At 70.8% G+C, this 13,832-nt stretch carries 11 protein-coding genes; 10 read left to right on the forward strand and 1 reads right to left on the reverse strand.

Going from position 1 to position 13,832, the window contains the following annotated elements; all coding sequences use genetic code 11:
• Window position 1 precedes the first annotated feature (1 nt).
• Window positions 2–1,429: a CCA tRNA nucleotidyltransferase gene (locus tag KV394_RS05150; RefSeq protein WP_247982465.1), complete on the reverse strand. Its 1,428-nt coding sequence runs from the start codon at window positions 1,427–1,429 to the stop codon at window positions 2–4.
• 131 nt (window positions 1,430–1,560) lie between these two features.
• Here KV394_RS05150 and KV394_RS05155 point away from each other — a divergent pair, with 131 nt between their 5' ends.
• From KV394_RS05155 to KV394_RS05200, 10 genes are all read left to right on the forward strand, one after another.
• Window positions 1,561–4,134, forward strand: a complete 2,574-nt coding sequence (locus KV394_RS05155) for a purple acid phosphatase family protein (protein ID WP_247982466.1) — start codon at window positions 1,561–1,563, stop codon at window positions 4,132–4,134.
• Window positions 4,135–4,241: 107 nt separating this feature from the next.
• A complete protein-coding gene (locus KV394_RS05160) occupies window positions 4,242–5,267 on the forward strand; it encodes an Lrp/AsnC family transcriptional regulator (RefSeq protein ID WP_136045693.1) in 1,026 nt (341 codons plus the stop codon).
• Between the two features lie 115 nt (window positions 5,268–5,382).
• Window positions 5,383–6,873, forward strand: a complete 1,491-nt coding sequence (locus KV394_RS05165; RefSeq protein ID WP_247982467.1) for an aldehyde dehydrogenase family protein — start codon at window positions 5,383–5,385, stop codon at window positions 6,871–6,873.
• A complete protein-coding gene (locus KV394_RS05170) occupies window positions 6,870–7,628 on the forward strand; it encodes a gamma-glutamyl-gamma-aminobutyrate hydrolase family protein (protein ID WP_247982468.1) in 759 nt (252 codons plus the stop codon). The genes KV394_RS05165 and KV394_RS05170 overlap by 4 nt, the downstream gene beginning before the upstream one ends.
• Window positions 7,625–8,092, forward strand: a complete 468-nt coding sequence (locus tag KV394_RS05175; RefSeq protein WP_136033794.1) for a DUF3830 family protein — start codon at window positions 7,625–7,627, stop codon at window positions 8,090–8,092. Before KV394_RS05170 ends, KV394_RS05175 begins: the two co-directional genes overlap by 4 nt.
• 46 nt (window positions 8,093–8,138) lie before the next feature.
• On the forward strand, window positions 8,139–9,224 hold the full coding sequence (locus tag KV394_RS05180; RefSeq protein ID WP_136045691.1) for an ABC transporter substrate-binding protein: 1,086 nt from the start codon (window positions 8,139–8,141) through the stop codon (window positions 9,222–9,224).
• Window positions 9,221–10,048, forward strand: a complete 828-nt coding sequence (locus tag KV394_RS05185; protein WP_136037433.1) for an ABC transporter permease — start codon at window positions 9,221–9,223, stop codon at window positions 10,046–10,048. Before KV394_RS05180 ends, KV394_RS05185 begins: the two co-directional genes overlap by 4 nt.
• Window positions 10,049–10,050: 2 nt before the next feature.
• Window positions 10,051–10,851 (forward strand): ABC transporter permease, encoded by an 801-nt coding sequence (locus tag KV394_RS05190; RefSeq protein ID WP_206252167.1) that lies wholly within the window; start codon window positions 10,051–10,053, stop codon window positions 10,849–10,851.
• A complete protein-coding gene (locus KV394_RS05195) occupies window positions 10,851–11,894 on the forward strand; it encodes an ABC transporter ATP-binding protein (RefSeq protein ID WP_247982469.1) in 1,044 nt (347 codons plus the stop codon). The genes KV394_RS05190 and KV394_RS05195 overlap by 1 nt, the downstream gene beginning before the upstream one ends.
• A gap of 147 nt (window positions 11,895–12,041) precedes the next feature.
• A complete protein-coding gene (locus KV394_RS05200; protein WP_206252166.1) occupies window positions 12,042–13,811 on the forward strand; it encodes an alkaline phosphatase family protein in 1,770 nt (589 codons plus the stop codon).
• Window positions 13,812–13,832: the final 21 nt, after the last annotated feature.

The following is a 13,832-nucleotide window of genomic DNA, read 5'->3' on the forward strand; positions in this document are numbered from 1 at the left end:
GTCAGCCGCGGGCGGCCCACCATTCGCGCAGGCGCTGCTCGGCGACCTCCGGCCCGAGCACGCCCTCGTCGAGGCGCAGGTCGAGCAGGAACTTGTACGCCTCGCCCACCTCGCGGCCCGGGCGGATGCCCAGCACCTGCTGGATGCGGTTGCCGTCGAGCTCCGGGCGGATCGCGTCGAGCTCCTCCTGCTCGCGCAGCGCCGAGATGCGCGACTCGATGTCGTCGTAGGCCGCGGAGAGCCGGGCGGCCTTGCGCTTGTTGCGCGTGGTCACGTCGGCCCTGGTGAGGATGTGGAGGCGCTCCAGCAGGTCGCCCGCGTCGCGCACGTACCGGCGCACGGCCGCGTCCGTCCAGGTGCCCTCCGCGTAGCCGAAGAACCGCAGGTGCAGCTCGATCAGGGCGGCGACGGCGTCGGTCGTGGCGGTGTCGAAGCGCAGGGCCTGCAGGCGCTTGCGGGCCATGCGCGCGCCGACCACGTCGTGGTGGTGGAAGGTCACGGCCCCGCCCGGTTCGAGCTTGCGGGTGCGCGGCTTGCCGATGTCGTGCAGGAGGGCGGCGATGCGCAGCGGCACGTCGGGCGCGGCGCCGGGGTGCCGGGAGTGCTCCAGCGCGATCGCCTGGCGCAGCACCGTGAGCGAGTGCTCGTACACGTCCTTGTGGTGGTGGTGCTCGTCGACCTCGAGGCGCAGCTCGCTGACCTCGGGCAGGAACTCCTCGATGAGGCCGGTGTCGACCAGCACGCGGATGCCGCGCACCGGGTCGTCGGTCTGCATCAGCCGCACGAGCTCGGACTGGATGCGCTCGGGGCTGACGATCGCCAGGGTCTCGCGGAGCTCGGTGATCGCGGCGGCGGTGTCGTCGTCGACGCGGAAGCCGAGCTGGGCGCTGAAGCGGGCGGCCCGCAGCATGCGCAACGGGTCGTCGCCGAACGACACCCGCGGGTCGGCGGGCGTGCGGAGGACCCCGGCCACCAGATCCTCCACGCCTCCGGTCGGGTCGATCAGCTTCACCGCCGGCACCTGGAGGGCCATCGCGTTCACGGTGAAGTCGCGCCGCACGAGGTCGCCGTCGATCGTGTCGCCGAACTCGACCGTGGGCTTGCGGGTGACCCCGTCGTAGCTGTCGGCGCGGTACGTCGTGATCTCGACCTGCTCGCCCCGCACGCGCGCGCCGATCGTTCCGAACGCGCGACCGATGTCCCAGTGCGCCGAGGCCACGGGCTTCACGATCGCGAGGATCTGGTCGGGCGAGGCGTTCGTGGTGAAGTCGAGGTCGTGCGTCTCCCGACCGAGCAGGGCGTCGCGCACCGGTCCGCCCACGACGGCGAGCTCGAACCCGGCCTCGGCGAACGCCTGCGCGAGGGTGCGGACGACGGGATTCTCGGCGAGCGCGCCGAGACGGGCGAGGCCGTCGGCCATGTTGAGCATGGGTTCCAGCGTACCGGGGCGCCCGCGTTCACCTCCCCGTCGTCTCGGCGTCAGGTGACGGTCATCCGGCTTCGATGGGCTGGACGGGCCCCGTGCGGCTGAGCACGGAACCCCACCCACGAAGGACTGACATGACCTCCCCCACCCCTGCGGTGCGGTGGCGGCGTCGCGGACTCACGTCCGTCGCGCTGCTCGCCGTGCTCGGCGGCGCCGTCGTCGCTCCCGCGGCCCTCGCCGCACCCGACCCCGAGGTGCCCACCGGCTCGCTCATCACCGGCGACACCGCCTGGCACTATCTCGACGACGGCACCGACCCGTCGCCCGCCCCGGCCGCCCTGCGCGACTGGACCCTGCCCGCCTTCGACGACAGCGCCTGGAAGACCGCTCCGGGCAGCTTCGGCGCGAAGAACGGCAAGCTCGGCGCTGTCGGGCCGCAGACGCCGAAGACGCTCCTGAACCACTACCTCGACGGGGTGAAGGCGCCTACGGTCCCGACGTACTTCTTCCGCACCACGTTCGAGCTCGAGGCCGGCGTCGCCGAGCAGGTCGCAGCCCTGCAGAGCACCGTCACCTACGACGACGCGCTCGTCGTGTGGATCAACGGCACGGAGGTCGCGCGCTACGTCGACGGCCGCATCACCGACACCACCAACGTCGAGTACGCGGGCGACTCCAACGGCGACCCGCTCACCAGCACGTTCAGCGCCGAGGGCGCACTGCTGCACGACGGCACCAACACCATCGCGGTGTCGCTGTTCCAGGACCGCGCCACCAGCTCCGACATCTACTTCGACATGTCGTCGCTCACGCTCGTCCCCGCGTCCGACCCCGGCACCCCGGTGATCGCCCCGCCCACGCGCGTGATCCTCACCCCGACCGAGCGGCCCGAGGTGTCGCAGTCGTTCTCGTGGCTCGCGGGCGACGCCTCGCACACGGTCGGACAGGTCGAGATCGGCGCGGCGGCCGGCGGTGAGACGCGCGTCGTCGACGCGTACGACGCGGGGGTCGTGAACGGCAACCCGAACAAGCACTTCTCGGCCACCGTGACCGGACTCACCCCGGCGACGGAGTACCGCTACCGCGTGGGTCTCCCCGGCAGCTGGAGCGACTGGTTCACCTTCCGCACGGCCGACCCGAACGCCACCGACTTCCAGTTCCTGTACTACGGCGACGCCCAGATCGGTCTGGACACCACGTGGCCGAGCGTCGTGAAGCAGGCCGAGGCGAACGCACCGCGCTCCATCGGCTCCGTGCACGCGGGCGACCTGATCAACACGTCGAGCAACGAGAACGAGTGGCTCAACTGGTTCAGGGGCATGGAGGACTCGGCCGTCCGCACCAACGTGATGGCGGCCCCCGGCAACCACGAGTACTCCGGCGACAAGCTGCTCACGGCGTGGAAGGCCGCCTTCGAGTACCCGCACAACAACCCCTCGATGAGCTCGATCGGCGCCCTGGCCGACCTCGCGAAGGGCGACTCCCCCGTGGCGCAGCAGTACCGCGCGTTCTTCGAGCACTGGAGCGCGTTCGCCGCGGAGACCGCGTACTACACCGACTACCAGGGCGTGCGCTTCATCACGCTGAACGCGACGCGCGACACGACCTTCCTCACCCCGGCCGGCCTCCCGTCGTGCTCGGGCGCGGACTGCCCGTCGTCGCAGATCGGCACGCTGTGGACGCGGTTCCAGGCGGCGTGGCTCGACCTGCTGCTGCAGAACAGCCCCTCGAAGTGGAACGTCGTGACCTTCCACCAGCCGGTGTTCTCGGCGTCGGCCGGCCGTGACGAGCCGGTGCTGCGTGCCGAGTGGCTGCCCGTGTTCCAGCGCAACGACATCGACCTGGTGCTGATGGGCCACGACCACACGTACGCCCGCGGTTACGTGAACACCGACGCGACCGACACCCCCGGCCTCACCACGGGACCCGTGTACGTGGTGTCGAACTCGGGCGCGAAGCACTACGACCTGGAGACGCCGGAGAAGAACGTCTGGACCAACAACGGCGCCACCCAGGTGCTGCGCGGCGAGGGCGTGACCACGTACCAGGTGATCGACGTGTCGAAGAACCAGCTCGTGTACCGGTCGTACCTGGCGGAGAAGACGGCGTCCGCGTCGACCGACCTGCCCGTGGGAGCCGTGTACGACACGTTCACGGTGACGAAGTCCGACGCGGGCGAGAAGTGGGTGACCGAGGCCGGGGTCACTCCCCCGGTGACCGAGGAGCCGGAGCCCGAGCAGCCCGCGTCCGTCGAGCTGGGCGCGACCACGGTCGCGGCCGGCGGCACGGTCACGGTCTCGGGCAGCGGCTTCGCGGCGGGTGCCGAGCTGCAGTTGGAGCTCCGCAGCGACCCGGTGTCGCTGGGCACGGTGACGGCCGCGGCCGACGGGTCGTTCTCCCGCACCGTCACGATCCCCGCGGCCACCCCGGCCGGTGCGCACACGCTCGCCGTGATCCTGCCGGACGGCACCGAGGTCACGGCCGCGATCACCGTGACCGCGGCCGCGGGCGGCGGGGCGACCACTCCGGGCCAGGGCGGCTCGGGCGGCGCGAGCGACGGCGATCTCGCGACGACCGGTGCCGACAGCGTGCCGTACATCGTCGCCGCGGTCGTGCTGCTCGCCGCGGGCCTCGGCCTGTTCGCGCTGCGCCGCCGTCGTGCGCTGGCGACGGAGGCCTCGACGGTGGAGTCCGCCGAGGCGGAGTAGTCGCCCGCGTGACCGAGGGCGCCGCCGGGGCTTCGGCTCCGGCGGCGCCTTCGCGCGTCGTGGTCCTGGGATAACCTTCACGTGCCCGAACCCGCGAAGGAGAACCCGTGCCCGCGAACGATGTGATGGCCGACGAGACCGACCGGATCGTGGCCGCGGCCCTGCAGGTGAACGGGCGGGCGTCGTGGGGTGAGATCGCGCGCGCCATCGACCTGCCGGAGCGCACGGTCGCCCGCCGTGGACAGCGTCTGCTCGATCGCGGCCTCGTGCGCGTCTCCACCTACGTCGACCCGGCGAGGGTGCTGCACGCCCGGGCCGTGCTGTTCCGCATCACGACCGAGCCGCACGCGCTGTGGCACGTCGCCCGCACGCTCGCGCGGCGCACCGACGCCTCCTCGGTGTCGGTCCTGGAGGGCAGCAGCGACATCGCGGGCATGCTGCTCCCCCACGACGACGCGTCGATCCGCGAGCTGCTGTTCACCGATTTCCCGGAGGTCGACGGCATCGCGTCGATCAACGTCACCACGGTGCTGAAGTTCTTCCGCTCGGGGCACGACTGGCGGGTGGGCGTGCTGACCGACGAGCAGGTGCGCATGCTCGACGAGTCGTCGGGCTCGGAGGTCGATCCGGCCGATGCGCTGAGCGCCGACGAGGAGGCGCTGATCCGGCTGCTGCTGAAGGACGGGCGGATGCCGGTGGCGCAGCTCGCCCGCGCCCTGGGCCTCAACGTGACCACGACCCGGCGCCGCATGGAGTCGCTGAACCGGCGCGGCCTGATGCATCCGCGCACCGAGATCGTGCCGAGCCTGTTCGGGCTGGGCCTGGAGGCTCTCGTGTGGCTGCGCGTGCCGATGGACCGGCTGGAGAAGGTGGGCACGGCTCTGGCCGCGGCTCCGGAGGTGAAGTTCATCGTGGCGACGACGGGCACCTCGCAGCTGCTCATGAACGTGCTGGTGACCGATGCCGACGCGTTCTACGACTTCCTCACGGGACCGGCGGTCGCGGGGCACGACGGGCTCGAGGTCGTGGAGTCGCTCGTCGTGATCACCCCGGTGCTTCGCGGCTCGCTGATCGTCGACGAGGCGCCCGAGGCGCTGGCGCAGGACATGCCGACGGGAGCCATCCGGCTATAGGCCGATTCTGTTACGGGAGTGTAAAGAAATGGCGAGATCGTTCGCTATAGCTTGACCTAGTGGCGAAATAGGGCGAGTATCCTCTCCAGGGCCATCACCCCTGGAGAGGACGATCGTGTTCACGGCTACTGGAGACGACTGGGCGGACCGCGCGGCGACGCTCACCCTGCGCACCCGCATGTTCATCGACGGCGCGTGGGAGGACGGCACCGCCGAGCCGCTCGCCCCGGTCAGCCCGCGTGACGGTCGCGCCCTGCCGCCCATCGCCGCCGCCTCGGACGCCGACGTCGACCGCGCCGTCCGCTCGGCCCGCGCCGCGTTCGACTCCGGCGTCTGGTCGCGCATCGCCCCCCGCGAGCGCGGGCAGCGCCTGATCGCGTTCGCGCAGCTCATCCACGACAACGCCGAAGAGCTCGCCCTCACCATCTCGCTGGAGATGGGCAAGCCCGTGCGCGAGGCCCTGCAGACCGAGCTGCGCGCCGTGGTGAACTGCTTCCGCTGGTACGGCGAGGCCGTCGACAAGGTGCTCGACGAGCTGCCCGTCACCGCGCCGGGCAGCCTCGCCCTCGTCACCCGCGAACCCGCCGGTGTGATCGCCGCCGTCGTACCGTGGAACTTCCCGCTCACGATGACCGCGTGGAAGCTCGCCCCCGCGCTCGCGGTCGGCAACAGCGTGGTGCTCAAGCCCGCCGAGCACACCACCTTCTCCGCGCTCCGCCTCGCCGAGCTCGCGCACGAGGCGGGCATCCCCGCCGGCGTGCTCAACGTCACCCCCGGTGCCGGGCACATCGCCGGCCGGGCCCTCGGCGAGCACCACGACGTCGACGTCGTCACCTTCACCGGCTCCCCCGAGGTCGGCCGCCGGTTCCTCGGCTACGCCGCCGCCTCCAACGGCAAGCGGGTGTGGCCCGAGCTGGGTGGCAAGACCGCGAGCCTCGTGCTCCCCGACGCCGACCTGGAGCGCGCCGTGCGGGCGACCGCCGACGGCTGCTTCTACAACCAGGGCCAGATGTGCACGGCCTCGTCGCGGCTGCTCGTGCCGCGGGCGCAGCGTGACCGCGCCCTGGAGATCGCCGCCGACGTGGCCCGCACCACGCTCCCGGCCGACCCGTTCGACGTGGGCACCTCGATGGGCGCGATCGTCAGCGAGAAGCAGCTCTCCGGCATCGCCGGCTTCGTGGAGCGGGCACAGGCCGAGGGCGGCGAGCTGGCGGCCGGCAGCCCCGAGCGCTTCGCCGCGGTCGACGGCGGCAGCTACTTCGCCCCCGTCGTGCTCGGGGTCACCCCGCAGCACGAGGTCGCACAGCGCGAGGTGTTCGGCCCGGTGCTCTCGGTCATCGCGTATGACGACGTGGAGGAGGCCCTGGCCATCGCCAACGGCACCGAGTACGGGCTCGCCGCCGCGCTGTGGAGCACCGACCTCAACGCCGTGCACACCCTCTCGCGGCGCCTGCGCGCCGGGGTTGTGTGGGTCAACTGCTTCGAGGAGGGCGACATGACCATCCCGTTCGGGGGCGTCAAGGGCTCCGGCTTCGGGCGCGACAAGAGCCTGCACGCGATGGAGAAGTTCACCGACCTCAAGACCACCTGGATCGAGCTGTCGTGACCCGCCCGCTCATCGGCATCACCACGTGGCGCCGCCTCATCGACACCGACCTCGGCACGGGTCGCCCGGCCCACACGCTCGGTGCCGAGTACGCCGCGCCGGTCGAGGCGGCCGGCGGCGCCGTCGTCCTGCTGCCGCCCACCGGCGGGGTGGACGAGGTGCTCGACCGTCTCGACGGGCTGGTGCTCTCCGGCGGGGAAGACGTGCACCCCTCCCGCTACGGTGGCGCCCCGCAGGACGGCAAGACGTACGACTCCGCCCGCGACGGCTACGAGATCGCCCTGGCCCTCGGTGCCCGCGACCGCGGCCTCCCCGTGCTCGCGATCTGCCGCGGCCTGCAGGTGAGCACCGTCGCCTTCGGCGGCTCGCTGATCGTCGACATCCCCGCCACCGAGCATCACCATCCCGTGCGCGGCGCCGACGAGCAGCTCTCGGCACGGCACCCCGTCGTGTTCGCCGAGGACAGCCGCCTCGCCGCCCTGTACGGCACGACCGAGCGGATCGTGAACACCATCCACCACCAGTCCGTCGATCGGTCCGCGCCCGGCCTGCGGCCCGTGGCCTGGGCGCCCGACGGCATCGTCGAGGCCGTCGAGACCGACGGCGACTGGCCCTTCTGGGCGGTGCAGTGGCACCCCGAGAAGAGGATCGACCCCGATGAGGCCGCCGAGGAGCGCCCGCTGTTCGCGGCGTTCGTCGAGGCCGCCCGTGAACGAGCGGCGGAATCCTCCGCCGCGAAGAAAGGAACCCGATGACCAAGCAGATCTTCCTCGAGTACGAGAACGGCGTCCGCGCCGTCGCCACGCTGTTCGAGGACCTCGCCCCCCGCACGTGCGAGGCGATGTGGGGCGCGCTGGAGAAGCCGGTCACCATGCAGACCATGCACGCGATGTACGCCGGGCCCGAGGTCATGATGGGACTGCCCGAGGAGGCGCAGAACTTCGACCCGGAGGCCGTGCCCGCCGAGAACCAGCAGGTCGTGCCCGCACCCGGTGATCTGCAGTGGTACTGGCAGCGCCCGATGCAGATGGGCGGGCTGCCGTTCGAGTGGTATGAGATCGGCGTCTTCTACGATCGTGGTGCCCGTATTCTCGGCCCGCTCGGATGGACACCCGTCAACATCTGGGCCGGCATCACCGAAGGACTCGCGGAGTTCGCTCAGGAGAGCGCCGCGATCCGCATCGACGGAGCGAAGCAGCTCACCCTCGGACGCCTCTAGGCGTCACCCCTCCCCCCGTGCTGGACCCATCCCGAAGGAGCAGTGCATGAACACCCGCAGAATCCTCACCGCCGGAGCGCTCGTCGCCACCGGCGCCCTCGTCCTCGCCGGCTGTGCCGCCGGTGACGACGAGTCCTCCGCGTCCGGCGGCGAGAAGGAGTTCGCCGGCGAGACCCTGGTCGTCACGTCGTTCGGCGGCGACTGGGAGAAGGCCTTCATCGAGGCCGTCGTCGACCCGTTCGAGGAGGAGACGGGCGCGAAGGTCGAGCTGATCACCCTGTACAGCGCCGACGCGCTCGCGCAGGTCACCGCCCAGAAGGCGAGCCCGCAGATCGACGTCGTGCACTTCTCCGGCGGCCAGGAGTTCACCGCCGCCGAGCAGGGCCTCATCGCGCCGATCGCCGCCGACGACCTGTCGGAGTCCGGCGACCTGATCGACATCGCGACCGCCGGTCTCGAGCGCGGCGAGGGCCCCGTCATCCAGCTCGCCCCGATCGGCCTGGTCTACAACACCGAGGCGGACGCTCCGGCGCCCACCTCGTGGGAGGACCTGTTCGACGACGCGTACGCCGGTCACATCGCGCTGACCGACTTCTCGAACACGTACGGCGTGCTGTCGATGCTGCGGGTGGCCGACACCCTCGGCGGCGGCATCGACGACCCGTCCGAGGCGATCTCGGAGCTCGGGGCCCTGGCCTCGTCGGGCGACGCGATCGTGGTGCCGACCTCGCCCGACCTGCAGACCGCGTTCGCCCAGCGCGACACCTGGCTCGCCCCGTACGCGATGGACTACGCGGGCACGCTGCAGGACGCGGGTCTTCCGGTGGAGTTCATCGTGCCCGAGGAGGGTGCGACGGCGTCGCTCATCACCGCGAACGTGGTCGAGGGTCGCGACAACCCCGACCTGGCGAAGCTGTTCATCGACTTCGAGCTGCGCCCGGAGGCGCAGGCCGTCTTCGCGGAGAACATGCGCTACTCCCCGGTCAACACCAAGGCCGAGCTGTCGGACGAGGCGGCCGAGTCCGTGCTGACCGGCGACGAGCTCGACGACGTCGTCGTCTACGCGCCCGGCGACATCGCCGCGTCGCGTCAGGCGTGGACCGATGAGTGGAATGCGCTGATCACCAAATGAGCGTCCGAACCCGTAGGGAGCCCTGGCTCCTGCTCCTGCCGGCGATCGTGCTGCTCGCGCTCGCCTTCCTCACCCCGGTGGCCGGCATGCTTCTCATGAGCGTGCAATCGCCGGCAGGCGGGTTCACCCTCGACAACTTCACCCGCTTGTTCGCGAGCGAGTATCACCTCCAGGCGGCGCTGCGTTCGCTCCGCCTGGGGGTGATCCAGACGGTGATCACGCTGGTCATCGCCATCCCGCTGTCGTACATCATGGCCAGGGCCGGCTCGAAGGTGCGCTCGTTCCTGCTGATCGTGGTCATCCTGCCGCTGATGACCAGCGTCGTGGTGCGCACGTTCGGCTGGGTGGTGCTGATGGGTCCGTCGGGCCTGATGATGCAGATCCCCGGCGCGGAGCTCCTCGTCGGCGGCACCCAGGGCTTCCTCGGCACCGAGACGGGCGTGGTGATCGCGATGGTGCAGGTTCTCCTGCCGTTCGCGGTGCTCAGCATCCTCGGCGTGATCTCCGGCATCAGGCCGCAGCTGGAAGAGGCGTCGCGCACGCTCGGCGCCGGCTTCTGGCGCACGCTGCGCCACGTGGTGCTGCCGCTGTCGGTGCCGGGCATCGTCGCGGGTGCCTCGCTGGTGTTCGTGCTGTCGGTGAGCTCGTTCATCACCCCCCGCTTCATCGGCGGCTCGCAGATCCCCGTGTTCGCGCAGACCATCTACGTCGACGCGACCACCAACCTCGACTGGGCGTTCGCGGCGGCGCAGGCCGTGCTGCTGTTCGCGGGCGTCATGCTCGTGCTCGCGGCCACGTCCCGGCTCGGGAAGCAGAAGGTGTGACCATGGTCCGTTCCGTTCCGATCCTCGGCCGGATCCTCGCGATCCTCCTCGGCGTCGTCGTGACGCTGTACATGCTCGTGCCGCTGCTCGTCGTCGCCGGCGCCTCGGTGGGCGAGAACCGCTTCCTCACGTTCCCCGGTCAGGGCTTCACGCTCGACTGGTACGTGGAGGCGCTCACCTCCGACACCTACCTGGAGCCGTTCCGCCTGAGCCTCGTGGTGGGTGTGACGGTCGCGATCGTCGCCGCGGCGATCGGCACGGCGGCCGCGCTGGCGCTCACCCGCTTCCGCGTCCCCGGCGGGGCCGCGATCCAGGCGCTGCTGATGTCGCCGCTGACGATCCCCACGATCATCCTCGCCATCGGTGCGCTGTCGATCGCGTCCCTGACGATCGGCTCGCCGAACGTCGGCGTGCTGATCGCGATCCACGTGGTCATCGCCATCCCGTACGTGATGCGCACCGTGACCGGGGTGATGACGCGCGCCGACCACTTCACCGAGGAGGCCGCGCGCACCCTCGGCGCCAGCACCTGGAACCGCTACCGGCTCGTCGTGCTCCCCATCGCCCGCCCCGGCATCGCGGCCGGCGCGTTCTTCGCCTTCAACATCTCGTTCGACGATGCGGTCATCGCCCTCTTCCTGCGCACCCCGCAGCTGGAGACGCTGCCCATCGCCATCTACGGCCAGCTGGAGTTCAGCACGTCGCCCACCGTGGCGGCCGTCTCGACCCTCATGGTCCTGCTCACCGTCGTCCTCATGATCGTCCTCGAACGCATCATCGGCCTGGGAAGGTTGTTCGTCTGATGACAACGCTCACCATCACCTCACTCACCAAGGACTTCAAGGGGACGAAGGTGCTCAAGGGCATCGACCTCTCGATGCGGTCCGGCGAGTTCGTCTCGCTGCTCGGTCCGTCGGGCTGCGGCAAGACCACGCTGCTCCGCTGCATCGCCGGGCTCGAGTCGCCCAGCAGCGGCACGATCGAGATCGCGGGACAGGACGTCACGAAGCTGCCGCCCGAGAAGCGGCACCTCGGCATGATGTTCCAGAGCTATGCGCTGTTCCCGCACATGAGCGTGGTCGAGAACGTGCGCTTCGGGCTGCGGATGGCCGGCGACAAGCCCAAGGCCGAGCAGAAGGAGCTCGCGGTGCGGGCGCTGGAGCGCGTGCAGATGGGTCACCTCGCCGACCGCATGCCCGCCCAGCTGTCCGGCGGCCAGCAGCAGCGCGTGGCCCTCGCCCGAGCGATCGCGTTCGAGCCGCGGGTGCTGCTGCTCGACGAGCCCCTGTCGAACCTCGACGCGCGACTGCGGGAAGACATGCAGGTGGAGCTGAAGGAGCTGCACCGCACCCTCGGCCTCACCACGGTGTTCGTCACGCACGACCAGGAGGAGGCCATGAGCCTGTCCGACCGGATCGTGCTGATGAACGGCGGCGTGATCGAGCAGGAAGGTGCGCCCGCCGAACTGTACGGCTCCCCGCGCACCCCGTTCGCGGCGGACTTCATCGGGGCGGCGAACCTGCTCCCCGCGACCCGCTCCGGTGTGACCGCGACGGTCGACGGCACGGGCGTGCAGGTGCCGCTGACGGGTGCGGGCGCCGACGGCTCGGGCGAGGTGGTGCTGCGTCAGGAAGACCTGCACCTGGCGCCGGCGGTCGGCGCGGACGCCCCGGTGGCGGTCGAGGTCGTGGCGCACGTGTACCGCGGTGCCGACGTGGTCTACATCGTCGAGTTCGCCGGGAAGCGGCTGCGCGTCGTCCGCCCCCGCCACGAGCAGCCGATCCCCGAGGGCCCCGCCGGCCTCGGCTGGCGCGACGGCGCCGTGCTCTGGATCCCCGCCGCCTGACTCGCCCTCAACCATTCACAACTCCGGAGTTCTCGGGCGACACGTCGTCTCCTGCGCTGCGATCCGGCCATGGGGCTCGATTTCTCCGGAGTTGTGAACAGCGCCCAACCCCTGCGGAGCCGCCCCGCCCGGTCATAGGATCGGCGCATGGCCGACGAAGACTCCCCCTCCCCGTCTCCCGCCCCCCGCGACACGTCCCGCCGCGGGTTCTTCAAGGTGGGGGGTGCCGCACTCGCGGGGGCCGTCATCGGCGGGGCCGGAGGCGCGGCGATCGGCGCGTCCGTGGCGGGGAACAACCCGCGCGACGGCTTCGCGACCGGCGATGATCCGTTCGCCGCCCTCACGCCGCGGAAGGAGCCGGGCTTCGACCACGTGGTCGTGGTGATGGGCGAGAACCGCTCGTTCGACAACCTGCTCGGGTACCTCTACACGAAGGACAACCTGCCGAAGGGCGAGACGTTCGAGGGTCTCGCGTTCGGCTCGCACAGCAACACGGCCGCCGACGGCACCGTGGTCGATGCGCACGTCTACCAGGGCGACACCGACCGGATCATGAGCCTGCCCGACCCCGACCCGGGCGAGGAGTACCCGCACGTCAACACCCAGATCTTCGGCACGGTCGACCCGAAGACCAACGCCGACCTGTTCGTCGACCAGATGTCCGCGCCGTTCAACGCTCCGACGCACGGTGAGAAGGCGACGATGTCGGGCTTCCTCGAGGACTACATCATCAACTTCCGGCGGCTCCGCGGCGGCACGGAGCCGAGCGTCGACGAGGCCCGGCACATCATGGGCTCGTTCTCGCCCGAGATGCTGCCGGTGCTGTCGACCCTGGCGTCGGAGTTCGCCGTGTTCGACCACTGGTACGCGGCCGTCCCCTCGCAGACGTTCTGCAACCGCTCGTTCTTCCACGCGTCCACCTCGCACGGGTTCGTCACGAACCAGGCCGGCGGCGGCTACAAGAAGTGGATCGACGCCCCCGCGGCACCCACCGTGTTCAACCGGTTGGAAGACGCGAAGGTCAGCTGGAAGATCTACATCGACAAGCTGCAGCTCGTGTCGTTCACGGGCATGCTGCACGCCGCGGTGCTGGAGAAGTACTGGCGCACCGAGCACTTCGGCACGATGGAGGACTTCTACGCCGACGCGAAGAACGGCACCCTCCCCGCCTACGCGTTCATCGAGCCGCGGATGGTCTACGACCACAACGACTTCCACCCGCCGTTCGGGTCGCCGCGGGAGAGCGTGGTCGACGGCGAGCCGGTGTTCGACAGCGCCATCTCGGACGTGCGCGCCGGTGACCGCCTGATCCACGACATCTACGAGGCGGTGCGCACGAGTGCGACCCCCGACGGCTCGAACGCCGTGAACACCCTGCTGCTCATCACGTTCGACGAGCACGGCGGCTGCTACGACCACGTGCCGCCGCCCGCCGCCACGAAGCCGACGCCCGACACGAAGGCCGGCGAGATGGGCTTCACGTTCGACCGTCTGGGCTGCCGGGTGCCCGCGATCGCGGTGTCGGCGTACACACGCCGCGGCACCATCATCCACGACGAGATGCACCACGGCTCGGTCACCGCGACGCTGTCGCGGTTGCACGGCCTGAAGCCGCTCAACGACCGTGACCAGTCGGCGAACACGCTCATGAACGTGGTGAATCTCGACAGGCCGCGGCATCCGGCCGACTGGCCCGTGACCACCCCGGCCTACACGCCGCCGAACCCCGAGGAGGGCACGCCGCAGCCGAACGAGGCGGACCACCTCAAGCCGCTGACCCCGCCGGCACGCGGGCTGCTCGGCCTGCTCATCGCGCGCTACGGCACGCCCGGCGAGCCTGAGCCGCAGACCTTCGCCGACGCGTACAAGCTCCTGCACGAGCACGGCGAGGAGCTGTTCGGCCCCGCGAAGGGCTGATCCGAGCCGCGGACGGCGCGG

Source organism: Microbacterium sufflavum (assembly GCF_023101165.1).
GTDB lineage: Bacteria > Actinomycetota > Actinomycetes > Actinomycetales > Microbacteriaceae > Microbacterium > Microbacterium sufflavum.